A 25031-nucleotide genomic window follows, 5' to 3' on the forward strand; every position below is an offset into this window, starting at 1 on the left:
GTTCAAGACAAATAAAAAAGGAACCCTCCAAAAGGGTTCCAGAAACTATCAATTGCTTCCACGTGCAATGAGGATGAACCGGACCAGTTCTGCCACAGCGACAGCAGTCGCGGCGACATAAGTCATGGCCGCTGCATTCAAGACCTTCTTGGCATGACGGTATTCCTTCTCATTGACGATATTCAAAGTCTCTATCTGGTTCATGGCGCGTTTTGAAGCATCGAATTCGACCGGTAGCGTGACCACCTGGAAGAGTACTGCAAAAGCCATAAGTGCGATACCGCCCCATAGGAGCATTTCACCCAGTCCACCACCTGCATTGCTTTGTGCATAGGTGATGAGCATTCCTGCAATGATGAGGAAGTACGAGAAATTACTGCCAATTTGTGCGAGTGGGAACAGTGCGGAGCGGAAGTTCAGGAAAGCATATCCTGTTGCATGTTGGATTGCGTGCCCCACTTCGTGCGCTGCTACCGCGGTTCCGGCAACACTAGGCGTATCATAGTTGTGGGGGATAGAACTAGTTTTTTATTCTTGGGATCGTAGTAGTCGCTCAGAAATCCTTTGCCTCTTTCAACGGACACGTCGTAGATGCCATTTTCCTTCAAAATTTCCTCTGCGACTTCACGTCCTGTCAGGCCGCTGGTTGATCGCACACGGGAATACTTATTGAATGTGGATTTTACATTCATTTGTGCGAGCATTGGAACAACCATAAGGATTACAAAATATAGAATGATATACACGTGTATTCCAACCTCCATTATTTTTACATACTTTATTTTACTTCAAATTTCAGTATCCCGTCAATCAGAACGCCTTTCTACCAGTTGATGTAGCAGCACCAGCACCAACACACTCAGCCAGGAACGAAAAATACCCGATATGATCCTGGTATTGGACGAGATTACCATATACGGGGTACTGATCATAGACATAATCCACCACGTCATTATGGAACAGCCATATTGCAGTGATATAGAAATGACTTTGTTTTATTTCAAGATGTGGCAGGAATAGGAACGCCTGTATAGCCATTATGCTGTGGCTTGCTATAAGCATAAGTCCTATCCACGAAACAAAACCTGTTTCTATGAAAGTCAGGAAGTTCATCACCACTGCCCATACGCCGTATTTTATAAGCGTGGTAAAGGCAAGCGCATCCATCAGCCCCCATCTTTTGCCAAGGAGAATCAGCACGATAACTATGCATAGGAAAAGCGTGGCCGTCGGACTATCCGGGACGAAAGGCATGAAGTACCATTCGGTTGAACCCAACTGTCCCCTATACCACCAATACCCATACAAAGTCCCGAGTATATTTGAAATGAGCAGGAGCAATAAAAAAGCCCTGTTGTACATTAGGTCCAGTAGCTTATACATATAAACATTCCCTTATTAAAAAAAGCCCTATTCCTAGGGCTTTTTGACTTATCGATCTGTAGCGTGACGCTCCAGAAGAACTTATTCGTCTTCTGAAGTTTCTTCAAGGTTTGCTACAAATTCTGAGATTTGCTTTATTTCATCGTCTGAAAGTTGATCTTTGAATGCTGGCATATCCCCTGAGCCGTTCTCTACGAATGCCTGTACAGTTTCAGGAGCGAGATCGGCTTCAACCAGGTTTGGACCTGAAGCACCGGTCAGCTCACCGCCGTGGCAACTTGTACAGTTCGTTTTGATGAGGTTCTGGTAGACAGGGTCTTCAGTATCCAAGTTGGAGAATACGATCTCCCCTTGCTGATTCTGTGTCTCCCAGTCGTGGTATGCCACTGATTCCCATGTAGTATAGAAAATAATCGCAAAAGAAATCAGCATCATTGCAGAAGCGACTGGACGTTTTGACCAGAGGCGTTCTTTATTGTTGTCAAGCCATGGTGCAAGAAGCAATGCACCTACACCAAGCCCCGGAATGACGATTGCGCCGATGATGTTGAACGGGCCGGATGCGTATGAGTATTTGAGTATCTGATAAAGGAACAGGAAATACCAGTCAGGTAACGGTATATAACCAGTGTCGGTAGGATCTGCTATACGCTCAAGCGGCGCAGGATCGGCCACTGTCAAACATAGGAACCCTATAAGGAAAACCGAACCAGTCACCCATTCTTTCAGAAGGAAATCAGGATAGAATTCTTCCGTGCGACCAGGAAATTCTGAATAGTCGCGATTTAGTTTTGGCTTTTCATACTTTTGTATTCTGGAATCGCCGACAAAAGTCAGCCCTTTTCCACGTTTCATATCAATTTACCTCCCTTGATTCCTATAGTGGTCCTGAGATGCCTTGTCTACGTATCATGATGAAGTGGATAGCCATCAGTACAAATAGAGCAGCAGGCAGGAAGAATACATGGATGGCAAAGAAACGTGTCAATGTTGGGCACTGATGATCTGTTCATCACCAGCAAGCAACGTCTTAATCCATTCACCGACGAACGGTACACTCTCTGCAATTTCCAAACCTACTTTTGTGGCAAACAATGCTTTCATATCCCATGGCAGCAGGTAGCCTGTGAACGCCAGCCCAAGCATGACGAGGAACAGCAGTACACCAACGACCCAGTTGAGTTCACGTGGTGCTTTATACGATCCGGTAAAGAATACCCTGAGCGTATGTAGGAATATCATCACTACGACCAGACTTGCGCCCCAGTGGTGCATCCCTCTTACTATAAGTCCTGCAGCAACATCATGTTGCAGATAGTAGACGGAATTCCAAGCATTGACGATGTCCGGGACATAGTACATTGTCAGGAACATGCCCGACAATATTTGAATAACAGTGATGAAGAATGTTAACCCGCCGAAACAATAGACGAATGCTGAGAAGTGGTAGGCAGGGTTAACGTGTTCCGGCACTTCATGGTCAGCGACATCCCTCCATATAGGAGTGATGTCCATGCGATCGTCTATCCAATCATAGATTCTATTAAGCACATTATTCCCTCCTATATTAATTCACCAGTTCGTTAGGCTTCAATTCGCCTATTGTAATAAAACCATCGGACTTGCCGACTTCATACTGATCCAATGGTCCTCTTGGAGGAGTACCCGGAACATTCTTACCATTTTTCTCGTAAAGTCCATTATGGCATGGACAGAAGAAACGATTCGGGTTTGCATCATCACCCGCCCAGGTCACTGTACAACCGAGGTGCTTACATACCGGTGATAACGCTATGAGCTTATCTCCGTCCTTATACACCCAGGCGAAGTCAGTCACTTCACTCTTATACCAGCCATCCTGCTGCTCAAAGGAAAAGTCGACCTTCGTAGGCTCTTCAGTGATCTCATCGACTTTGATGCTCGTTGTGATCATAGCACCTTCTGCTTCACCTTGGAACAATGGATCGACGGCAAATCTTCCCATAGGTAGTATTATGCCGGCAGCCATGAATGAACCGACCCCCATCAGGGAATAGTTCAGAAATTGGCGTCTTGTTACTTTTTGCGACATTCGTATTTCCCCCTCAAACGCGCGTTCTTTTACATATTAATATAACTAGGACAGTTCAATTTTAGCCTATTAGATGAGGCCGGTCAATAACGTATATCAAGTTTTGACAACGGCCTAAAGCATAATGGTGTAAAAACACCTATTTTTTATTGTTCCATACCGCAATGATTTGTTTCATCGTATCTTTGACCTCATCATCGATGAGGCTCATCTTCATATCTGCAGACATATCCTCCAAGGGGATGTGGTTCAATTGTATGCCATGTGTTCCTTCTACCTGAGGCACATTATGGGAAAGAATGATGATTTTCTTGAAGCCATAGTTGCGGAGCTGCTCAGAATAGTCCTCTACAACAGCCGTGATGCCATTGACGGTAACGACTGCAGGTGTGATGAAGAGTCTGCCTTTGAACTGTTTCTCAAGATGAACAGTGATCATCTGCATCATTTCCATATCGCTTGCGTGCATTTTAGGATCTTCGTTCATATCCCCATACGCAAAGGGAATGACAGCCGTATCCACAAATTCAATTTCATCTTTGAGCACATTGAGATCTTGATGGTTATAAAGCATCAGGTGCCCTCCTATCGGTTTGTTTTCTGCAAGTAATCGGTCAATTTTATGAAACGGTCGTGGTCTTTCCTGTCTAGGGCCTCATCAATCTGACTTAGCACGGCAGTACGGCTGAGGGCCATCAACTCTTCGTCCAGAGAGGATTCAAGTTCCTTTATTTGTTCATAACGGTTATCCTCATATCCTAACCTGAAAGTAAGCAGTAAAGGCTCGTCCTGATTCATATTCAATTCATGGAATATTACTTCACCATCTACAGTGATCGTATTCCCCTTCTCAAGCATGAGCGTTGGACCTTGTCCTGATGAAGCGACTTTAAGGTGACGTTCTATCTCCTGGTCATCTTGAAAGTGGATGTTACTTGAGATATCTGGATGCGATTTGATGAAGTTTAAGATCCATACCGCAATACGGTCATCAAAATCATAATTATATAAAATATAGTCAATGAAGTCTTTTCTATATTTCATCGTATTCGTCATCCAACCTCTCCTTTTCAAACTGCCATTCGACATTGTCAGGTTCAATCAACCTGAGTTTATCCAATACTTCCATTCTTGAAGGATGCCTGATCTCTGTCAGGTAACCATAATAATCCGTGTAGAATTCCAGCGAGTCTCCGATGAGCATTGCGGCTTCCTGATATAGCGATAAAGCATCATCGTCATTTTCATTTTCCTGTTGGATCTTGGCCAACAGATACAGACTTTCTCCAGACAACGCATGGATATCGAGATGCGAGGTATAGGCCCCTATTTCATCTGTCCTTGATGATTTCAATAAGGTTTCAAAAAGCATCAGGTAGGCATCATCATAATCTTCATCGAGTGCTATTGCACGACTGAAGTTTGTGATAGCTTCGTCAGACTCTCCACTCCTGAAATGTAGACGGCCCAAATGGAAGAAGAAGAGCGCATCCGTATCATCTTCCAGAATATATCTTTTAAGCAGATCTTTAGCCGCTTCGAGATCATGTTCCGTTTCATATATGTTCATCAGTAGAATATAGGAGTTGACGAAGTAAGGTTCGTTCTCGATGACCTTACCGAGTAGTTGTTTGGCAGATTCATATGATTGGAGCTGATAGTTGAGCAATGCCTTGCGGTAAAGGTCGTCATTGGTGTATTTGGACTCGTCTACAGCCTCAAAATAGTCTTTGGCGGACTCGAGCTCAAGTTGATTCATATGAAGTTCTGCCAAGCGTAGATTAAGTTCGATACCATTCACTTCATTGATATCATTTGCGGTGAGCATTTCATAGAAGCGGATCGCTTCCGGGAATTGTCCATCCTGATAGTGGATTTCTGCCAAACCAAAATCCAGTATCGGGTCATCAGAAAGCATTTTAGCTTCGTGAAGCGATTTGACGGCTACGTCATTCATGTTGAGCTGCTGGAATATTTCAGCTTTCAATATAAGGATAGCAGGCGTCTTCTCAGCGCTGTTCACCAAGCTCAAAGCCTCATCCAGTCGGCCGTCAGTTATCATGATGTCTATAAGGTAAGACAACACTTCATCATCATGCCCAACATGCGCGTTCAAATGGGTGAATACGGTCTCCCCTTCTTTATGGAGACCTAATGACATGAGGGCATCGCCAAGTATGAATAAGGCTTCCAGGTCTTCCTCTTCCGTCAGCTTGGGAACTTCAGCCAATACCTCATTCAATTTTGATTCCGGGTGTTCCCCTTTCCTCAAAAGGTCAACTACTTCATAAATCTGATTTTGCATATGCTATGCATCCTTTCTTAACGCCTCGAGGTCTGCCATAAAATCCGGATAGGAAATATCTATGGCCGTCATATCATCTATATCAAGTGGTTGGTCCATCACGATTCCCAACACAATCAGCATCATGATGATCCGATGGTCGTCATATCCTCTCATGGACACTCCCTCAGCCAGGTGAATTTTTTCTAGGGAAACTGTAAATCCATCATTGTATTCCGTAAATTCGAATCCGAATTTTGATAACTCATCGATGACGGCGCGAATCCGATCTGTCTCTTTATATCTGAGCTCTACAGCATCCCTTACCGTGCATGGTCCATCACTATGGGCGGTCAGTAGTGTCAGGATCGGAATTTCATCAATTAATCTTGGGATGAGTGCTCCTGAGATTTCAAAGCCTTTCAATTTGGGGGTATAGATAGCGCGGATGTTTCCAATGGGTTCACCTGTCATCGAAGTGGGTTCAACGGTGATGTCAGCTTCCATCATCTCCAACACATCTATAATGCCAGAACGTGTTTCATTGAGGGAAACGTTCTCGATGGTGATGTCGGAACCTGGTTTGAGAATTGCCAACACCAGTAGGAACGCCGCCGAAGATATATCTCCAGGTACTACTACATCGGCAGGGCTCAACTCTTTACCACCATCCAATGTGATTACTTGGTCATCAACCGAGATGTCGGCCCCAAATTCCTCCAACATGAGCTCACTGTGGTTCCTGGACGGCGAGGGTTCGGTTATGACGCTTTTGCCCTCAACAAACAATCCCGCAAGAAGCAGTGCACTTTTAACTTGTGCACTTGCGACCGGCATAGTATATGAGATGGGTGACAGCCCAGCCTTGCTTATCTCGATTGGAGGATATTTGTCATTCTTCAGGGCAATGCGTGCGCCCATCTGTTCAAGGGGTTCTTTAATGCGGTCCATCGGGCGCTTCGATATGGAGGCATCCCCTATTATTTCAGCTTCCAGTCCAATTCCGGCAATCATTCCAGTCAACAACCTGGCGGTAGTTCCGGAATTACCGGCATATAATGGTGCACTAGGGGAGTGGAGGTGCTTTCTTCCTGGAGAATCGACTCTCCACCCTTCGGCCTCAGTCACTATTTCGACGCCCAGAGACTCCATACATGCTTTCGTAGCATATGTGTCTTCGCTGAGGAGGGGGTCTTTCACATGAGAGGTCCCCTTCGCCAATGAAGCGAACATAAGGCTTCTATGGGTGATCGATTTGTCGCCTGGAACTTTCAGGGTGCCGTAAAACCGGCTGTTCATCAATGTTTTCATAATGTCTCCTTTAACTCTTCAAGAAGCTGGATCAGGTGCTCCTTTGCGATTTGTTGATAGTGGCATACCCCTATCTCCGTCATTAAGATGAAACCGATGCTCGTGTCATCCTGATTTTTCTTGTCCTTCGACATAAGGGCGATCAGCTTTTCGACATCCATATGCTTTAGAGTATCCATCGGATAACCGAGCCGTTTGAAGTACCTGTAATAGGACGATAGCTCAAACACTTGAGCGTTTGAGTTTGAATTTGACACATGCATCATGATGTAGAGGCCAAGTACCACCGCTACGCCATGGGGTAGCTTGTCATTGTATTCTATTGCATGGCCGAATGTATGTCCAAGATTAAGGTATCTTCTTATACCTGCCTCTTTTTCGTCCTGTGTGACATGCCGCATCTTCGTTCTTATACCACTTATGATATACGGTTCCAGACTCTCTAACTGGATGTTTTCGGTGGTTTTTGACATCAATGAATGAACAGTGTCCTCTCCGTCGAGCAATGCATGCTTGAAGACTTCCCCAAATCCGCTTCTCAGTTCTTCCTGGGGTAATGTCTTCAGGAAACTCAAATCATATATGACTGCTTGAGGCCTATAGAATGTACCAATTAAGTTTTTGCCGTGGGCACTGTTTATAGCAGTCTTTCCGCCTATTGATGAATCATGTGCCAAAAGCGTTGTCGGTATCTGGATATAGTCTACGCCCCTCAATACAGTAGATGCAATAAAACCACCAACGTCACCAGAAGCACCGCCGCCAATCACAATGATCAGATCATTTCTGTGGATGCCTTTAGAGAGGAGTGTTTCCATAACATGGGCATAGGATTGGAAGTTTTTGGATTTTTCGCCACCTTCCAATATAATGGGTTGGTAGACCAAAGCATCAATGGTGCTGGAGTAGAGGGTGTAGACGCTCTGGTCCACCAATGTGTGGATTGTTCCATAGTGCGCCGTGTACTTCAAAAGTTTCTCTTCCAATATCCCCAGCCTATATGAATCGTATAGTTGTTGTCATTATAGGTGGTCTCTATATCCATCTAGTACTCCTTTGTTCTTTCCTTGTATCGTTCTACAGCAGCGAGGAGTTCGCTGAAGTCATCATGAGGGAATTTCTCGAGCACAGCGCGTGCCATTTCAATGGCCACCATATGTTCACACACTACAGATGCAGCAGGAACTGCACAAGCGTCACTACGTTCTATCGTTGCTTTGAATGGTTCCTTAGTGTTGATGTCTACACTGAATAGAGGCTTGTATAATGTTGGAATAGGCTTCATTACAGCTTTTACGATAATCGGCATTCCTGTTGTCATGCCGCCTTCAAAACCGCCGAGGTTGTTGGTGCGTCTATGGTACCCTCTTTCCTCGGTATAGAGGATCTCATCCTGGACTTCAGAACCTGGAGTGGACCCTGCCCTGAAGCCGATGCCGAATTCTACACCTTTGAAGGCATTTATGCTGATGATGCTGCCTGCAATCTTGCCATCGAGTTTACGATCATAATGGACATGGCTCCCAAGCCCAGGAAGTGGATTTTCAACGATGACTTCCACAATGCCGCCGATCGAGTTACCTTGTTTTTTTGTTTCATCTATCAAAGCTTCCGCTTCCTTGGTCTTCTCTTCTGACACCATACGGACTGATGATTCGGCTGGAAGGTCGCGGCGCTCTTCCATACTGTAGTCGCCTGAATCTTCGACGCTGCCGATCTGATTGACGCGGCTGTAGATGCGTATGTCGAGTGCATGCAGCAGTTCCTTGCTCAACGCACCTACTGCTACACGTGCAGCAGTTTCCCTCGCGGAGGAGCGCTCAAGTATATTGCGGAGGTCCCGTACATTGTATTTCATCCCACCAACGAGATCCGCATGGCCGGGACGCGGTTTGGTGATGACACGTCTCAGTGATTCCTGTTCTTCTGGAGTGAGAGGCTCGCTTCCCATGATTTTACTCCAGTGTTTGAAATCATCATTGATGATTTCAATCATTATCGGGCTTCCGAGTGTTTTGCCGTGTCTGATGCCACTCCCGAACTGGAAGGTATCCTTTTCGATCTGCATGCGACGTCCCCTACCGTAGCCACCCTGCCGTTTGAGCAGTTCTTGCGTCATCCTTTCCTTATCAATCGGAAGATTGGATGGAAACCCTTCAACTATTGCGGATAATTTTGGGCCGTGCGACTCCCCTGCTGTCAAAAATCTCATGTAAATAGCCTCCCATTTAATTTTTTATACTAAAAAAAGCTGAGTAGATTACCCAGCTTGTATTAAGATCTACTAGTAGATCCAGTCAGTGTTGGACAAGTTGTAATCCAATACTTCACTGTCGTTGAAGAATAGAGAAATTTCACGCTCTGCACTCTCTTTCGAGTCAGAACCATGGATGATGTTTTTGCCGACTGTAAGGCCGAAATCTCCACGGATTGTACCTGGTGCTGCTTGTTGAGGGTTTGTGGAGCCTACCACAAGGCGAGCAGTATCGATTACATTTTCACCTTCGAGTACCATGGCGAAAACTGGACCTGAAGTGATGAAGTCCACCAACTCTCCAAAGAATGGTTTGTCTGCATGTTCCTGATAGTGCGTTTTCGCAAGCTCTTCAGATACATGCATCAATTTAGCACCAGCAATTTTAAAACCTTTGTTTTCGAGTCGCTCGACGATGGTACCGATAAGATTTCTTTGTACCCGTCAGGTTTGATCATTAGAAATGTCTTTTCCATTATTCAAAAACTCCTTTTTTTCTATTCTTCATCATTTTAACACTATTATTTTTGTTATTTCAATTCAATTTGGACGATTCGCAAGCTTTTCTGCTGTTTCCATCAAATATTCCCTGATTGGAGAGTCTATATCTCTTATGGCTTCCCGGGCTTTCTCAATATGTTGGGAGCTGATTGACAAGGATTGTTCAATTGCGTCTGAGGCAAGTAGCGTTTCTATCAACCCTTCAAGGTGTTTTCCATCCTTACTGAATGCTTCAAGCCTATCCCTGAAAGATGCATCACGATTCCGGTGCAAAAGGACGGGCAGTGTATAATGGCCATTCTCCATATCTGAAAACTTCGGTTTCCCCAGGTTCTTTTCGTCCCCTGTGAAATCAAGGCAGTCATCTATAATCTGGAAGCTCATACCTATATGATAGCCGTATTCGATCAGATGGTTGAGTGTGTGTGAGGACAGTCCGGAAGCATATCCGCCCATTTTGATGCTGAGCTCGATGAGAAGTGCAGTTTTTCGGTATATTTTCCGATAATAGTCATCAAGCGTCTGTTGCGCATTGAACTGCTGGTCAAGCTGAAACAGTTCTCCATCGACCAGATCTCTTATCGTTTCGGAAAAGATCTATGCAATTCTTTATGTTTAATCGTGCTGACGAGCGAGATTGACGTGGACAGCAGATAGTTACCCGTATTTATGGCCTGAAGATAACCATGTTCATAGTACACCGTCGTTTTGCCTCTACGCATTTTACTGTTGTCGATGATGTCATCATGCACCAGACTGGCCATATGGATGAGTTCCAGGCTGGCCCCTGCTTTTAGCACGTCCCCGAATTTACCCGGATCGCCAAGTTTTCCTGCAAGAAGTGTGAATGTGGGTCTTATTTTTTTTCCGCCCGACATAAAAAGCTCATAACTCTTATTATTGACAAGCACATTATTTGGAGCCAAGCTTTTTAATCAGTGCATTTATTTCCTCGAAATCTGAGGAAAGGTACTCTTTGACTGTTTTCACAGCGACCCGTCCATTCGATGGGCTTATATCCGATATGGGTAGCTGCTGTGCCCAAAGTGTGCCTGATGACTTTTATATTTACAAAGCCATTTTCAGCCATTAATGCTTTTAGTTCGTCCTTTGTAAGGAAGGTGCTTGTCGATTCGTAAAGCCATTCATATTCCTTGGTACGATTTGCAATAATGCCGCCCAACACTGGCATCACCTTACCGAAATATAGGTTGAAGCCTTTGTTGATGAGATAATTTTCAGGGTTGGATGTCTCAAGTATCACCAATTTACCGCCAGGTTTGAGTACGCGATAAAATTCCGTGATTGCTTTATGGTAGTCAGGCAGATTTCTCAGACCGAAGCCGATGGTAATGTAGTCGAAGGAACCGTCATCAAAAGGCAATGACATGGCATTGCCTTGGATCAATTCTATATTCTCATAGCCCTCAACTTTTTGTGCAGCAACCTCAAGCATTTTTTGCTGAAGTCCAAACCGGTAATCTGGGCACCTGGAGCCACTTTAGAAAGCTGTATGGTCCAGTCGCCAGTGCCACAGCAGACATCGAGCACCCGGTGGTCATTTTTGACGAACATTTCCTTCATCGTGCGATTGCGCCAGATATTATGTTGATTGAAGCTGATGATATCGTTCATCCTGTCATAGTCTCCTGAGATGGTATTGAATATATTCTGTACTTTTTTCTCTTTATCCATTGACCTCACCTTTACTTATGATTTATGTATGGCAATGAAGTGATGTCCAGGTTTTTAATCCGTTCATCAATGACATCATTGAGTGAATCATCCGCATAGCCATGCTTGATCAAGTACAGCATCGGACCATACGTGAGCCATTTAAGCTCTTCAAGTTGAGGACTGGACTCCTTGAGCGCCAATTCTGACTTTGTAGAACTCAAAGACTTCGACATGTTCATCATATCATGGAGCACTTCATATTCCTCATGTTCAGCGAGCTTCAAATAAAATTTACTGAAGAGATAGTCTCCTACGAGCACACCAAGTTCCCTGCTGTCATCAGATGGTGTGTCCAGAAAATTGAGTGCAGTATTAAAGAAGAGGACCGCTTCATTCACATGGGGGGTTTGGAAAGTATGAGCATTATCTGAAAAGAAATCGAAGAAGGGATCGTTATGTATATCAAGTATATGTGAATGGTAACCGAGGTCTGATATGAGTTCTTTTCTTAGAGCATCCATGAAAAATATCACCTTATAAATTAATAGACCTAACCATATGTTAGGCCTAAAATAATTAATTATTTTACTGCATCTTTAAGTGCTTTACCTGCTTTGAAAGCTGGAACTTTCGATGCTGCGATTTCAATTTCTTCTCCAGATTGTGGATTGCGTCCTTTTCTTGCAGAACGTTCACGTACTTCGAAGTTACCGAAACCAATCAGTTGTACTTTCTCACCATTTTTAAGTGATTCCTGAATAGTGTCAAATACTGCATCTACAGCAGCACCTGCTTCTTTTTTAGTCAAGTCAGCCTGATCACTGACAGCATTGATTAAATCTGTTTTGTTCATTAGGTCCACCTCCTTATATAACTATAATGATAATGCTCATTATCATTATGTTTTGACTTTAACACAGTGGCCGGGGCACTGCAACGCATTTGGAAGTTTTATGGCCAAAAAAAGGCGTATTAATCACCTTTTGACCGGTTTGTCATGAAGATTGGATTATTATTCTCATCAACTGTGATTTCTGGGGAATAGACCGGCACTATGGGTGTGTGTTCGTACAACACACTGCGTACATCATCTCCGGTTTCAAAAGAGAGATCATTCTCCTTGATTATTTTTCCGATGTCTTCCCTATAGTCTACAATGAATTCTTCCCCACCGTTGTAGTAGACATTCAATGCCGCTCCAGTATAAGGGCTTTTTACCGTAGGGTTTGATTCCAAGTTGTAGAATTTCAAATCAAGTGGGTATACATTCGGACCAATCTGTTCATCCAGTTCAACATGATCCCCATTGCATTTAACCGCAGACGTAGAGAACGCACCTCCTCAGTGATCCTCAGATCTGCAAGCTTAACTTTCGGGTCATCCTCAGCATCGATGACGACATATTGATAGTGTCCGCCCATTTCATAGGAGTTTTCCGGTCGTTTCTCCAGATAATCCGGCACGAGTTTCTCAAAGTCGATTTGGTATTCCAAGTATTCGCGCTGGCTTTCTTTAGTTTTAATGGGCAAAAGTCCTCCAGAATCCTGACTGAATAGCTCCACTGCGTTCTGCACCATCTGGATCTGTGTCTCATCAGGCATTTGACGCTCTGCCTTTTCGGATTCCGGATAAAGGCAACCGGCCATGAATACGGTACTGATGATGATCATCATCATCAATCTCCATCTATGCATGGGTACTACCCCCAGTACAGGAATCATCAACAGAAATGCAATGATCAGAAGGGCCCATGCAATCATTGAGACGATGAAACTGAAAATCCCCTGATTCATTTTATACCTTGCTACATAGATGAGGACGGCTGCCAGAGCCATCGCCCCTATTGAATAGAAGGATATCCACATAAGATCCATTCTTGATATATCAAACATTTGATCACTCTCTAGTCCATTCTTTGTTTTGTTTTCCCATAACTTCTTTCAGCTTATCCGTCTCTCCAGTCCTCTCACGGAGCATCAGGGCATAAGTCGCCTCTTCTTCGCTCATTTCTTCAAACAGAAACTGGTAAAGCACTTTTGTTATCGGCATCTCGACTTCATATTCTGCAGCAAGCTCATAAGCGGCACGTGTCGTATTGACGCCTTCAACGACCATGCCCATCTCTTCTTGGGCCTGCTCTACACTCTTGCCTTCCGACAGCATTATGCCACACCTATAGTTTCTGGAGTGCATGCTTGTTGCTGTGACGATGAGGTCTCCCATACCAGCAAGGCCTGTAAATGTGAGTGGATCAGCCCCCATACGTGTCCCGAGGCGGGCGATCTCCTGAAGTCCGCGTGTGATGACTGCAGCTTTCGCGTTGTCGCCAAACCCCAACCCATGGATGACGCCTATGGAAAGGGCAATGATATTCTTTAGGGCACCACCGATTTCAACCCCCACCATATCATCATTATCATAGACTCTGAAATAGCTGTTCATAAAGACATCCTGGACGATTTTAGCATATTCCGGGTGCACAGACGCCACACTAACGGTCGTAGGTGATCTTTTGGCCACTTCTTCCGCGTGGCTCGGACCACTCATTACGGAAATGTCTTTAACCGTATCAGCAGTGGTTTCCTCAGCAATGACTTCAGACACTCTGAGGTGGGTGTCGAGTTCAAGTCCTTTGGCGACATGCACTATTTGGACTTTCCTACCCAAAGTTTCCAACAGCTTATGCATATCCCGGGTGACAGACCGTATAGCCTTGACAGGAACGGCCAAAACCACCAGTTCCGCATGGGACAGTGCCTCATTTAAATCCACAGTTGCCTTGATGCTTGAAGGGAGTTCTATTTCCTTCAAATATGAAGAATTGGTGTGTTTTGTATTAATTTCCTCGACGACTTCATTGTTCCGGCCATAAATGATGACATCATGGCCGTTATCTGCAAGCACCAATGATAAACTGGTGCCGAAACTGCCGGTACCGATCAATGAAATTTTCATAAGTCAACCAAACCTCCTAATTTCTTTTTCTGCTGATGATGTGGATTGGGGAACCTGTAAAATCAAAAGCCTTCCTCAGCTGGTTCTCCAAATATCTACGATAGCTGAAATGCATCAGTTCTACGTCATTGACGAAAAGCACGAAAGTAGGCGGTCCGACACTGACTTGGGTACCATAGAATATATTCAGTCTGCGGCCTTTATCTGTCGGAGTAGGATTCATGCTCACACTATCGACCAGCACTTCGTTGAGTGTGCTTGATTGCACCCTCTTCTTATGGGAGTCGTTAGCCAGTCGAATGAGTGGGAAGAGCGTGGATAACCGCGACCTGTTAAGAGCGGATACAAAAGCCACTGGTGCATAATCAAGGAATTGGAATTCCTGTCTCACCTGATCTTCAAACTTCTTCATAGTCTTATCGTCCTTTTTCACCGCGTCCCATTTATTGACGACGATCAGTATGGCGCGTCCCGCTTCATGAGCCAATCCGGCTATGCGCTTATCCTGCTCGATTATGCCCTCTTCCCCATCCAGTATGACAAGGACAACATCAGCCCTTTCGATGGCACGATTGGCACGAAGAACAGAGTATTTTTCTGTAGCCTCATAAACCTTGCCACGTTTCCTCATTCCGGCAGTGTCGACGAGTTTATAATGTTCTCCATCATAATGGTAGTCGGTGTCGATCGCGTCCCTGGTCGTACCTGCCACATCGGAAACGATGACGCGCTCTTCCCCAAGAATGGCATTCACAAGGCTTGATTTGCCGACGTTCGGCCGCCCTATCAATGAGACCCGGACAGAATCATCTTCGGCCACGTCGGTTTCAATATTCTTGAAGTGTTCTACCGCCTGGTCGAGGACATCCCCCAATCCAAGGCCATGTGAGCCTGAAACCGGATACGGATCGCCGAGACCAAGTTCATAGAACTCGTATATATCACTTCTCATTTCGAAGTTGTCGATTTTATTGACTGCCAAAACAACGGGTTTTTTGGACTGCTGCAAAATGCGGGCTACGAAAAGGTCATCATTCGTGACACCTTCCCTGCCATTGACGATCATCATTATGACGTCCGCCTCTAAAATGGCGATTTCCGCCTGCATTTTAATCTGTTCCTGGAAGGGTTCGTCTTTAATCTCTATCCCTCCCGTATCAATGACGTTGAATTCATAGTTCAACCAGTCGCCTGTAGCATAAAGGCGGTCTCTTGTAACGCCGGGGTATCTTCAACTATTGCTTTTCTTTCGCCTATTATTCTGTTGAATAATGTGGATTTCCCAACGTTGGGCCTGCCTACTACGGCAATTGTCGGTTTATACATAAGTAACCTCCTATATTTAAGCTTATTTTAACATAAAAATAAAAATAAAGAGCGATGGTATCGCTCTTTATCCGGTCGTACCCAATATTATTTTGAACGTTTAGATATCAAGGTCTTTGAAACGATCTCCGAATACATCACCTAGTGTTGGTGCGTCATCGTCTGTATCGTCACGATAGACTTTTGGTTCAGGATCGCGAGCAGGCTTATCCGATGTTTCTTTGATGGACAATGAAACTTTTTCGGAATCTTCGTCCAAGGAAAGGATTTTGACTGATACGGTCTGACCTTCTTTTAGGACATCGGAAGGAGTCGCTACATGTTCGTGGCTGATCTCAGAAACGTGTACGAGACCCTCTACTCCTGGAGTGACTTCTACGAAGGCACCGAAATCGACGAGGCGTTTAACTTCCCCTTCAAGTACTTCACCTTCTGAATGCTCTTCAATGAAGGAATCGAAAGGACTGGCTTTTGCCTGTTTAAGGGATAGGCTGATCCTTTCTTGCTCAGGATCAACGTCGAGTATCTTCACTTGGACTTTGTCGCCGATGTTAACTGCATCTTCGACTTTTTCGACTCTGCTGTAATCCAGCTCAGAGATGTGTGCAAGGCCATCAACATCGCCAAGATTAATGAAGGCGCCGAATGTAGTGATGCGCACTACTTCACCTTCGACGATGCTTCCCGCTTCCAGTGATTCAAGTTGCTTTTTGCGTTCTTCGGACTTCTCAGCTTCTACGATACGCTTACGGTTTAGGATGACACGATTCTTTTCAGATTCAATATCTTCAACCTTGACTTCAAGATCCTGCCCTTCGAATTGATCGAGATCCTCAATATAAGCGTCTGACAGAAGAGAAGCCGGTATAAATCCTCTTACTCCCACATCGACGACAAGACCTGCTTTGACGACTTCCATGACTTTCCCGGTGATCGTCTCATCATTGTCTTTGGCATCCTGCAATTTTTCGTAGGCATTCGCCTCATCCAGTTTCCTGATTGAGAAGATGACATTCTTGCGATCTTCTTCGTCTTCCACTTTGATGACGACACCCTCGATAGTGTCTTCTTCAGACACGATTTCTTCAGGGCGTTCAATCCTCTTGTTGGTCAACTGGCTGATTGGTACGATGCCTTCAAAATCAGAATCTTCAATGTGTGCTTTGACAAATTTGTCTTCTACTTTGTAGACGGTGCCTTTGACAATATCCCCAACTTCAAATGTGCCTGTAGAATCTGTTGTGTTCTCTTCAGGAAGACTGTCTGTTGTTTCTACATTGCCTTCTGTCACTTCGTCCACTTGTGTTTCGTTTACTTCTTCGTTGTTCTCTTGTTCTTTAAAATTATCTGTCGTCATGTGCCTGCCTCCATTACATTACTAAAAAGTATACCTCTAACTTCTTATAAATATCACAATTTGTCAAGTGATTGTCTCTGAAATCAGAAGATTGTTGATATCTTCCCTGAGTATTTCTGTAATCTCCTTACGGTTTTTACCTTGTTCCGTTAGTGCTTTCGTATCGATCGGCTTGCCAAAAACAAGTGTAATCCCCTTTTTTCTGTCATAGTTGCCTTTGATTGCTGCAGGTACGATGGCAGCTCCGGATTTGACTGCCATGAAACTGGCACCCTGTTGAAGGTCTTTCAAAGTGCCGGATTTGTTTCTGCCCCTTCAGGGAAGATGAGGAGCATATTGCCTTCCTTCAGTTTTTCGACGGATTTCTTCAACGCTGCCCTGTCCCCTTTTCCCCGATCAACCGGAATAGCATTCAAATGGCTGATCAGAAAACCGAGCACAGGTATCTTGAATAATTCAGATTTGGCGAAAAACGACATCTCCCGCTTTACATTTATGGCTATGAGAGGAGGATCGTATTCTGAAGAGTGGTTGCTGCATATCAAAACCGGACCTGTAGCAGGAATCCTGTCTTCTCCAATTACCCTTACCTTGAAACGGGAATAATAAAAGCCTTTCACCAAAGACTTGACTACATTGTAAAACATATCTTCAACTCCTAATCAGGCCTTCTGCCAACTTTATGATTTTATCCTCAACTTCATCGATGCTCATATGACTGGAATCCAAAAGCACTGCATCTGGTGCTTTGACCAACGGTGAAATCTCCCTGTTCATATCAAGGGCGTCCCGGCGGATGATCTGCTCAGTCAAGGTGCCGATGTCAATCTTGACCCCACGCGCTTCTTCTTCTTCCAGGCGGCGCTTGGCCCGGATTTCAGCGGAAGCTTTCATATAGACTTTCAACTCAGCCTCGGGCAGAACGGTGGACCCTATGTCCCTTCCATCCATTACCACACCTTTTTCTTCCGCGATTTTCCTCTGCATCGAAACGAGGTAAGAGCGCACCTGGTGCTGACTGGACACCTCACTGACACGTTGGGTCACTTCCTGGCTACGGATGTCTTGAGAAACGTCTTCTCCGTTCAGGAATACAGATGTGCCAGAAGCCCCAAACCGTATGTCCACATCCTCCAGGTGATCCAATACTGCATCCCCATGTCTTATGACATGGAGTGTGATGGCGCGGTACATTGCTCCTGTATCGATATATATGTAGCCTAATTTTTTGGCAACGCGCTTTGAAATGGTACTCTTGCCTGCCGCCGCAGGGCCGTCAATTGCGATATTAATTTTATTTTTCATATAAACCCGCCTTGTTCATTGTTCCAGTATATTCTATCATAGATTTATAAATTCGTTTAGGAGGAAGTCATGTGCAGAATAAAATTTTAGCGATACATACTGGCGGCACCATCAGCATGTCATCAACCGATGGCATCGTCACTCAAACTTCTGAAAATCCACTCAAGATGGAAACGGATGGTGCAGGCGCACTTGGCATTGTGCTGGATGAAATCTACCCGGTGCAGAAGCCATCGCCGCATATGACTTTAGAAGATATGATGGTGATCCGTGACATCATCCTGCAGGATGGCGGCAGGCATGATGGGTTCGTCATTACTCACGGCACCGATACATTGGAGGAGACGGCCTACTTTTTAGACCTCACGCTTGATATCGATCAACCCGTTGTCATCACAGGGGCGATGCGGTCATCAAATGAAATAGGTTCTGATGGATTATATAACTATATATCAAGTTTGAAGACTGCGATGACCCCGGAATCTGCTTCGAGGGGTGTGCTCGTCGTCTTCAACGATGAAATCCACACAGCCCGTAATGTGACGAAGACCCATACATCAAATATTGCGACATTCCAGAAGTCCGAACCACGGTCCCATCGGTTTTTTGACGAAGGACGACATCCACTACCACCATCACATCAACAGGCAAGATCAATTCAATTCCGTCGACTTATGCAAAAAGGTCGCGCTCATCAAAGCCCATGCAGATCTGGACGGTACGTTCTTTAAGGCACTGGTGGATGCCGGATATGATGGGCTGGTTCTGGAAGCACTCGGCCAGGGTAATATCCCGCCAACAGCATTGAAAGGCCTCCAAGCCGCACTTGATGCGGACATCCCAGTCATTCTAGTCTCCCGCTCCTTCAACGGTATCGTCGGAAGTTATTATGACTACGAAGGGGGTGGCCATGACCTGAAACAAAGGGGCGTGATTTTCTCGAATGGGCTGAACGGCCAGAAAGCACGTATGAAATTATTGCTCGCGCTATGTAATGATTATGGCCATGATGCCCTGGAGGAAGTATTCAGACATTGACGGGCAGCATGCTGATATTACAGAGAAAAACAACTTGGAAATCCATTGGATCGGGATTCCCAAGTTGTTTTATTATTGTTTCAAAAAATTTTAACCTATCATTCTGAATGCTGTTTTGCGATTTCATCAGCAATTATTTTACCGTGGAATCGGCCGTTTTCTATAAAGATCGTATTTGCGTCATTACCAGCTGCTATGACACCGGCAATATATAAATTTGGAATGTTCGTTTCCATGGTGTTCGGGTCATGGTTAGGAGCAGTACCATATTCATTTTCATTCAGCTCAACGCCAAATGAGCTCAGGAAGCGATAGTCTGGATGATAACCGATCATCGCAAAGACGAAGTCGTTGGGCAATTCGAATGTCTCACCGTTTTTCCCAAGCACCACGCTCTGATCTTTGATGTCCACTACTTCAGTGCTGAAATGCATGTCGATCTTGTAATTTTTAACGAGAGAATCGAATTGTGGTAAGATCCATGGCTTTACACTTTTCGAATACGCCCCGCGCCGATAGACGACAGTGACATCAGCACCTGCCTTCTCGAGTTCGATGGCAGCGTCCACACTCGAATTTTTCCCGCCGATCACAAGTACTTTCTGATTGAAGAATGGATGTGCCTCTTTGAAATAATGAAACACCTTTTCTTTATCCTCGCCGGGCACATCCAGATGGTTCGGTTGCCCATAATACCCTGTGGCGACGATGAGATGATTACATATATACTGTCCTTTGGAGGTCTCGAGAATGAACTGGTCTCCAGATTTACGCCCTGAAGTTACCTCTTCATAAGTATTGATCTTCAAATCGAAGTGTTTAACTGCTTCCCGATAATAGACGAGCGCCTGATTCCGTTGGGGTTTGTGCTGCTCGGTAATGAACGGGAAATCCCCGATGGATAACTTCTCACTGGACGAGAAGAATGTTTGATGTGTTGGATAGTTGTAGATCGCTTCAACGACATTCCCCTTCTCTATGACCAGATAATCCATGTCTTGCTTGTGCAGCTCTATGGCTGCGGAAAGGCCGCAGGGCCCAGCTCCTATGATGATTGTATCAATCTGTTTCATGTTCTACACCTTTCTATTCGGGTATCGTCAGTTCCTGACCGACGGATAAACTTCTGTCATCGACACCGCCGTTGGCCTCGCGGATCTTATCTATATTTTCTTTGCTGCCTTCACCATAATACCTGATTGCAATGCGGTACAGGTTATCACCGGGTCTCATTGTATAAGTGCCGATTGAACCTGATTGCCCCTGCTCAGTCTCCTGTGTCGATTCCTCGACGGAAGATTGTTCTTCATCAGTTTCCTGCGTCGATTCTTCAGGTTGCTCGCCAGGTCTCCTCTTCCGGTGGTGTCACCGGACTATCCGGGGTGTCGCTGGCATCCCCTGACTCTTTTCTTCTATCGCTGCGTCCGCGGCATCATCGAGTTCAGACTGCTGCTCCTCTGAGTAGGAGAAGTCCGAAGTGCCTGTACCCAAGTCATCGTTCTTTTCTTCACTTTGTCCATCATCTTCATCTTCACCTTTTTGGGCTTGTGCGACCTCTTTTTCTTTTTGTGCCTTTTTCTCTTCCAATTCCTTACGTGCCTCAGGTGCAGTCTCTTCGCTGTTTTCTTCTGATTGATCAGCTATCTGGGTCGACGGGTCATCAGGCCAGAAGTTGCTTGTGATCATGATGCCGAGGGCGATGGTTATGGGTAGTATGAAGACACCGGCAACAATGATGGGCCATAGGCGGCGCTTATTATGCGCGTTCTCATCTTGTTTTTTATTTCTAGGGACATTTGGACGTTTTCTCTTCAATTCCCCAAATTTCTTTTTAGAGACATTGATTTCATCTCTGAATCTTTCTTTGTAGGAAGAAAATTTATCTAGGAAGAATGTTTTCTGTTTGTCTATACTTTCGCGGTTGATGTAGCTGCCGATGGTTTTTCCAAGTGGTTGCCGCTTGGTTTTTGCATCCACTTTATTTTTTTGTTTATGGCGCTCAGCCCGGCTCAATCGGGGTTCATCTTTTTTCTCATTATGCCCGTTTTCCTGCTTCCCGTGGTTCTTTTCATCAGGGGTCCGCTTATGGTTTATATCTTTATAGAAATCGTCTTTCATATACATTCTCCTCAGAACTTCAATATTTCTCAATGTAAGTATAATATGTTTTCATTTTAATTTAAAGAGGCGGTCTGTGGCCTAATACGACCATGGTTGTATTATTAGGGCAAATATTTAATTTAATTGAAATATGGCGTAATTAGAATTAGAATGATAAAGAATGAATCGGTTAAGAGGTGAAAGTGTTGAGCGGGAAAAAATATACTATTGTAGATATGGATACTTGTATCGCATGTGGTGCATGTGGCGCGGCAGCACCTGATATATATGACTACGATGATGACGGCATCGCCTATGTCATCTTGGATGACAATAAAGGGACAGCAGTGGTTCCGGAAGAGTTGCTTGAAGATATGGAAGATGCCTTTGACGGATGCCCGACGGATTCCATAAAAGTTGAAGATGAACCATTTGATGGCGATCCTTTGAAATATGAATGATGATATTTAAATCACCTTGATCGGACCGATCAAGGTGATTTTTTCATTTTCTCAGTTTGGGAATCACTTTCGTATACACCAGATAGGCCATAAGGCCAACCAGTATGCCTTTTATGATGTTGAATGGAATGATTCCGGCAGTAATGATTGCACGTATATTCTCTATAAGATCACGCTGATCGATAATCAGCCCATACGCAGGAAGTAGCACGAAATAATTCAAAACTGCCATGACCAACGTTAATGCAAATACTCCTAAAATAAAACCTAGGACCAACGATTTTTTGGTCTTAGATTTTTTATAGGTGAAGTATACGGGGAGCAAAAGTGAAAATGAGGCGAGAAGATTTGCTAAAGGGCCAATCGGTTCACTGGCCATGAGTAGTCCATACAATATGATCTTCATCAAAATCACAAGAGATCCTGCAACACCTCCAAAAAGCATGAAGCCTATGAAGGCAGGGATATCAGAAAAATCTACAGTCAGAAAAGGTGGTATAAAGGGTATCGGAAACTGTACAAGCATGAGTATGAAGGATAGGGCTGCTAAGATACTTATGATGATCAGCTTCTCCAGACGCGACCTTCTCATTTTCATCAATCCTCTCCAATAGTTTTTGGTAGTGTGATCCGGAATGTAGTACCTGATCCGAATCTACTTTCCAGTTCAATGATGCCTCTATGCCTTTCAATGATACTTTTGACGATATAGAGACCCAACCCGGTACCGTGCTGACCCCTGGTCCGCGATTCATCAACCTTATAGAAACGTTCGAAGATTCTAGCCTGATGCTCCGGTTTGATTCCTGTACCTGTGTCCCGGACCTCGATCGTCACTGAATGTGGCGATGATGATACATCCACGGTGATCTCATCTCCCGTTGAAGTATAGCGGATGGCATTGTCCAGGAGATTGGTCATCACTTGACTCAATTTGTCGTAATCAAATTGGAAAACCAGCGGTCCGTCCAATGAATTCACCGAGAACTCTATGCCGTTTTCATTCATCTCATGTCTGAAGCGGCTTTTTAGCTTTTCAAGCAACAGGTTAAAGTCGTTATCCATGATGTCGAAGAAGTCGGAACGACTGTCCATGCGGGCAATTGTAATCAATTCATTGACCATCGTATTCATGCGGTCTGATTCATCTTTTATGATGCCGATCATTTCCTTGATCTCATGCGGCTCTGTCACAATGTCGTCGAGGAGCGCCTCGGAATAGCCGCTCAACATGACCATCGGGGTTTTGAGTTCATGTGATACGTTGGCAATGAATTCAGAGCGCATTTTCTCAGCGCCCACTTCTTCAGTTATATCCCGTATGAGAAGTATCACTCCATAAACTGTCTCCCCCTCTTTCACCGGGGTGTACGACAGTTGGAAATGACGGTGTTGCAGTTCTACCCTTTCGATGGTCGATTCACGCTTATCTGCCACTTCCTTGATGGCATCGTTGAAGCGTATGCTGCCCGATTCCGTACTTCTGGAATATATGATTCATTTCATTTCCCTTATGGTTGCTGTAGATCAATTCTGCGCTACGGTTAAAGTATAATACACCTTCATTCATATAGGTAAATATTTGTTCGCGCAAATTTTTCTCATGGGTGATTTCCGATACATTATGTCTGATGTCATCATTCATTTTATTAAATGCAAGCGTAAGCTCGCCCAACTCATCGCGGCTTTTGACTTGAAGTTTATTATAGTCCCCCTTCGCTGTTCTGAATGCCGCATTCTTCAGGTTTATAAGCGGTCTTGTCAACCGGTTTATCAGAAAGAAGGCGAATAGGGTGGTGATGATGAACAGTACGAAAGCACTTGCAATGATTATGGTAGTCACTGCACGCATCGATTCATTGATGTCCTCCAGATCGCGGTATTTCAGAATAGCTGTATCCTCGTCAAAATAATCACTGAGATTGGAGACCTTGACCATATAATCATGGCCGTATATATCGTTTAGGATGACTGTACTTCCTTCACCTTCTTTGGCAATCGTCTCCTTAAAGATCAATTCATCAGTGGCGGATTCTTCTGATAGGACAGTCCCATCCATATAGATGATGAGATTATCTTCCCTGAATAGTATTTCATCCGGATTATCGACATAATGTTCAGTCAGCACCATTTCCTCAACTCGTGAGACTTCCTCCTGAAGGAGTGTTTCGGTGGAATTCAATACATAATTACGGAAATAGAGGCTCAATATGATGGATAATAAAATTAAAACTGTCGTTACTATCAGAATGATAGTCAACCACAGTTTTGTAACAACGCTATTAATGAACTTCATCAGTCGTTAACCTCGAATTTATAACCGATGCCCCACACAGTATGAATCATATTGCTTGCTTCTGGAGAGACTTTGTTGAGCTTTTCGCGCAATCTCTTCACATGTGTATCGACAGTCCTGAGGTCACCGTAGAAATCGTAGTGCCATACTTCCCTTAATAATTCTTCCCTGTCGAAGACTTTATCGGGGCTGCGTGCCAGGAACAGCAGCAATTCATACTCTTTCGGTGTCAAGTTTACTTTTTCATCGTCGGCCAGTACCCTATGGGCATCATTGTCAATCACAAGATGATTGTAGATGATGACATCCTTAGCGGTGGCATCAGCTTCTATGAAAGCTGTCTCAGATGAGCGGCGAAGGAGTGCCTTAACACGTAAGACAACCTCACGTGGGGAGAATGGTTTGACGATGTAATCATCTGCCCCAACCTCAAACCCTTCAACCCGGTTATTTTCCTCACCTTTTGCGGTCAACATGATGATAGGTGTAGATTTTTGGGTCCTAAGGCGTTTAGCAACTTCAATGCCATCCATTTTAGGCATCATGAGGTCCAAAAGGATGCAATGAAAATCCTGTTCCATTGCAATTTCAAGAGCCTCTTCGCCGTCTTCGGCTTCAACAATCTCATACCCCTCGCGCACAAGGTACATATTGAGGAGCTTTCTGATGCGCTCCTCATCATCTACTACGAGAATTCTTTCAGTCATACAAC

26 protein-coding genes and 7 pseudogenes are annotated in these 25031 nt (G+C 44.5%); 2 read left to right on the forward strand and 31 right to left on the reverse strand.

Annotated features, from left to right (window positions below; translation table 11 throughout):
* Positions 1 to 48: 48 nt before the first annotated feature.
* The 24 genes and pseudogenes from ACYF68_RS07675 to cmk all read right to left on the reverse strand — a co-directional run bounded on the left by ACYF68_RS07675 (position 49) and on the right by cmk (position 18424).
* Positions 49 to 764: pseudogene (locus tag ACYF68_RS07675) on the reverse strand (zinc metallopeptidase).
* A 46-nt stretch (positions 765 to 810) separates the two neighbouring features.
* Positions 811 to 1383 (reverse strand): DUF1405 domain-containing protein, encoded by a 573-nt coding sequence (locus ACYF68_RS07680; protein ID WP_461046176.1) that lies wholly within the window; start codon positions 1381 to 1383, stop codon positions 811 to 813.
* 81 nt (positions 1384 to 1464) lie between these two features.
* A complete protein-coding gene (locus tag ACYF68_RS07685) occupies positions 1465 to 2238 on the reverse strand; it encodes a menaquinol-cytochrome c reductase cytochrome b/c subunit (protein WP_344702980.1) in 774 nt (257 codons plus the stop codon).
* 22 nt (positions 2239 to 2260) lie between these two features.
* Positions 2261 to 2934: pseudogene (qcrB, locus tag ACYF68_RS07690) on the reverse strand (menaquinol-cytochrome c reductase cytochrome b subunit).
* 16 nt (positions 2935 to 2950) lie between these two features.
* The gene (locus ACYF68_RS07695) at positions 2951 to 3454 is read right to left on the reverse strand and encodes a ubiquinol-cytochrome c reductase iron-sulfur subunit (protein ID WP_344702976.1); all 504 of its coding nucleotides are present in this window, start codon (positions 3452 to 3454) and stop codon (positions 2951 to 2953) included.
* Between the two features lie 139 nt (positions 3455 to 3593).
* A complete protein-coding gene (locus tag ACYF68_RS07700) occupies positions 3594 to 4028 on the reverse strand; it encodes a DUF2487 family protein (RefSeq protein ID WP_344702975.1) in 435 nt (144 codons plus the stop codon).
* A gap of 11 nt (positions 4029 to 4039) precedes the next feature.
* On the reverse strand, positions 4040 to 4510 hold the full coding sequence (locus ACYF68_RS07705) for a YpiB family protein (RefSeq protein WP_344702973.1): 471 nt from the start codon (positions 4508 to 4510) through the stop codon (positions 4040 to 4042).
* Complete coding sequence (locus ACYF68_RS07710) at positions 4488 to 5759, reverse strand: tetratricopeptide repeat protein (RefSeq protein WP_344702971.1); 1272 nt, start codon at positions 5757 to 5759, stop codon at positions 4488 to 4490. The genes ACYF68_RS07705 and ACYF68_RS07710 overlap by 23 nt, the downstream gene beginning before the upstream one ends.
* A 3-nt stretch (positions 5760 to 5762) precedes the next feature.
* Positions 5763 to 7049 (reverse strand): 3-phosphoshikimate 1-carboxyvinyltransferase, encoded by a 1287-nt coding sequence (gene aroA / locus ACYF68_RS07715; RefSeq protein ID WP_344702969.1) that lies wholly within the window; start codon positions 7047 to 7049, stop codon positions 5763 to 5765.
* Positions 7046 to 8035: a 3-dehydroquinate synthase gene (aroB, locus tag ACYF68_RS07720; RefSeq protein ID WP_461046180.1), complete on the reverse strand. Its 990-nt coding sequence runs from the start codon at positions 8033 to 8035 to the stop codon at positions 7046 to 7048. The genes aroA and aroB overlap by 4 nt, the downstream gene beginning before the upstream one ends.
* Positions 8036 to 8094: 59 nt before the next feature.
* Positions 8095 to 9261: a chorismate synthase gene (gene aroC, locus ACYF68_RS07725; protein WP_461046182.1), complete on the reverse strand. Its 1167-nt coding sequence runs from the start codon at positions 9259 to 9261 to the stop codon at positions 8095 to 8097.
* A gap of 72 nt (positions 9262 to 9333) precedes the next feature.
* Positions 9334 to 9779, reverse strand: a pseudogene (ndk, locus tag ACYF68_RS07730) (nucleoside-diphosphate kinase).
* 64 nt (positions 9780 to 9843) lie between these two features.
* A pseudogene (locus ACYF68_RS07735) lies at positions 9844 to 10682 on the reverse strand (polyprenyl synthetase family protein).
* A gap of 53 nt (positions 10683 to 10735) precedes the next feature.
* Positions 10736 to 11499 (reverse strand): annotated as a pseudogene (locus ACYF68_RS07740) (demethylmenaquinone methyltransferase).
* An 11-nt stretch (positions 11500 to 11510) separates the two neighbouring features.
* A complete protein-coding gene (locus tag ACYF68_RS07745) occupies positions 11511 to 12002 on the reverse strand; it encodes a hypothetical protein (RefSeq protein ID WP_461046184.1) in 492 nt (163 codons plus the stop codon).
* A gap of 59 nt (positions 12003 to 12061) precedes the next feature.
* Positions 12062 to 12334 (reverse strand): HU family DNA-binding protein, encoded by a 273-nt coding sequence (locus ACYF68_RS07750; protein ID WP_031544853.1) that lies wholly within the window; start codon positions 12332 to 12334, stop codon positions 12062 to 12064.
* A gap of 119 nt (positions 12335 to 12453) precedes the next feature.
* Positions 12454 to 12672, reverse strand: coding sequence for a hypothetical protein (locus tag ACYF68_RS07755; protein WP_461046186.1), 219 nt, complete (start codon positions 12670 to 12672; stop codon positions 12454 to 12456).
* Positions 12673 to 12728: 56 nt separating this feature from the next.
* The gene (locus ACYF68_RS07760; RefSeq protein WP_461046188.1) at positions 12729 to 13373 is read right to left on the reverse strand and encodes a DUF2768 domain-containing protein; all 645 of its coding nucleotides are present in this window, start codon (positions 13371 to 13373) and stop codon (positions 12729 to 12731) included.
* 4 nt (positions 13374 to 13377) lie between these two features.
* Complete coding sequence (locus tag ACYF68_RS07765) at positions 13378 to 14436, reverse strand: NAD(P)H-dependent glycerol-3-phosphate dehydrogenase (protein ID WP_461046189.1); 1059 nt, start codon at positions 14434 to 14436, stop codon at positions 13378 to 13380.
* Positions 14437 to 14452: 16 nt separating this feature from the next.
* A pseudogene (der, locus tag ACYF68_RS07770) lies at positions 14453 to 15762 on the reverse strand (ribosome biogenesis GTPase Der).
* 100 nt (positions 15763 to 15862) lie between these two features.
* Positions 15863 to 17119, reverse strand: a complete 1257-nt coding sequence (rpsA, locus tag ACYF68_RS07775; protein ID WP_461046191.1) for a 30S ribosomal protein S1 — start codon at positions 17117 to 17119, stop codon at positions 15863 to 15865.
* Positions 17120 to 17182: 63 nt separating this feature from the next.
* Complete coding sequence (locus tag ACYF68_RS07780) at positions 17183 to 17380, reverse strand: hypothetical protein (protein ID WP_461046193.1); 198 nt, start codon at positions 17378 to 17380, stop codon at positions 17183 to 17185.
* 26 nt (positions 17381 to 17406) lie between these two features.
* Positions 17407 to 17766: a lysophospholipid acyltransferase family protein gene (locus tag ACYF68_RS07785; RefSeq protein WP_461046195.1), complete on the reverse strand. Its 360-nt coding sequence runs from the start codon at positions 17764 to 17766 to the stop codon at positions 17407 to 17409.
* Between the two features lie 4 nt (positions 17767 to 17770).
* Positions 17771 to 18424, reverse strand: coding sequence for a (d)CMP kinase (gene cmk / locus ACYF68_RS07790; RefSeq protein ID WP_461046197.1), 654 nt, complete (start codon positions 18422 to 18424; stop codon positions 17771 to 17773).
* 116 nt (positions 18425 to 18540) lie between these two features.
* Between cmk and ACYF68_RS07795 the strand changes: the two are divergent.
* Positions 18541 to 19462 (forward strand): annotated as a pseudogene (locus ACYF68_RS07795) (asparaginase).
* A gap of 98 nt (positions 19463 to 19560) precedes the next feature.
* Here ACYF68_RS07795 and ACYF68_RS07800 read toward each other — a convergent pair.
* The 3 genes from ACYF68_RS07800 to ACYF68_RS07810 form a co-directional block, all read right to left on the reverse strand.
* The gene (locus ACYF68_RS07800) at positions 19561 to 20535 is read right to left on the reverse strand and encodes a YpdA family putative bacillithiol disulfide reductase (RefSeq protein ID WP_461046199.1); all 975 of its coding nucleotides are present in this window, start codon (positions 20533 to 20535) and stop codon (positions 19561 to 19563) included.
* Between the two features lie 13 nt (positions 20536 to 20548).
* A complete protein-coding gene (locus ACYF68_RS07805) occupies positions 20549 to 20695 on the reverse strand; it encodes a LysM peptidoglycan-binding domain-containing protein (protein WP_461046201.1) in 147 nt (48 codons plus the stop codon).
* Positions 20696 to 20827: 132 nt separating this feature from the next.
* Positions 20828 to 21580, reverse strand: a complete 753-nt coding sequence (locus ACYF68_RS07810) for a hypothetical protein (protein WP_461046203.1) — start codon at positions 21578 to 21580, stop codon at positions 20828 to 20830.
* A gap of 218 nt (positions 21581 to 21798) precedes the next feature.
* On the opposite strand from ACYF68_RS07810, the gene ACYF68_RS07815 reads away from it, so the two are divergent.
* Positions 21799 to 22023, forward strand: a complete 225-nt coding sequence (locus tag ACYF68_RS07815; RefSeq protein WP_380569626.1) for a 4Fe-4S domain-containing protein — start codon at positions 21799 to 21801, stop codon at positions 22021 to 22023.
* 43 nt (positions 22024 to 22066) lie between these two features.
* On the opposite strand, the gene ACYF68_RS07820 is transcribed toward ACYF68_RS07815, so the two are convergent.
* Genes ACYF68_RS07820 through ACYF68_RS07835 form a run of 4 tightly spaced genes read right to left on the reverse strand, consistent with a single transcriptional unit; the run spans position 22067 to position 25026 of the window.
* Entirely contained in the window at positions 22067 to 22621 is a 555-nt protein-coding gene (locus tag ACYF68_RS07820) for an ECF transporter S component (RefSeq protein WP_461046205.1), read from the reverse strand.
* A complete protein-coding gene (locus ACYF68_RS07825) occupies positions 22621 to 23460 on the reverse strand; it encodes a sensor histidine kinase (RefSeq protein ID WP_461046207.1) in 840 nt (279 codons plus the stop codon). Before ACYF68_RS07825 ends, ACYF68_RS07820 begins: the two co-directional genes overlap by 1 nt.
* Entirely contained in the window at positions 23450 to 24319 is an 870-nt protein-coding gene (locus ACYF68_RS07830) for a HAMP domain-containing protein (protein ID WP_461046208.1), read from the reverse strand. Before ACYF68_RS07830 ends, ACYF68_RS07825 begins: the two co-directional genes overlap by 11 nt.
* Positions 24319 to 25026 (reverse strand): response regulator, encoded by a 708-nt coding sequence (locus ACYF68_RS07835; RefSeq protein ID WP_461046210.1) that lies wholly within the window; start codon positions 25024 to 25026, stop codon positions 24319 to 24321. Before ACYF68_RS07835 ends, ACYF68_RS07830 begins: the two co-directional genes overlap by 1 nt.
* Between the last annotated feature and the right edge of the window lie 5 nt (positions 25027 to 25031).

It is taken from the genome of Salinicoccus sp. CNSTN-B1, from assembly GCF_054792835.1.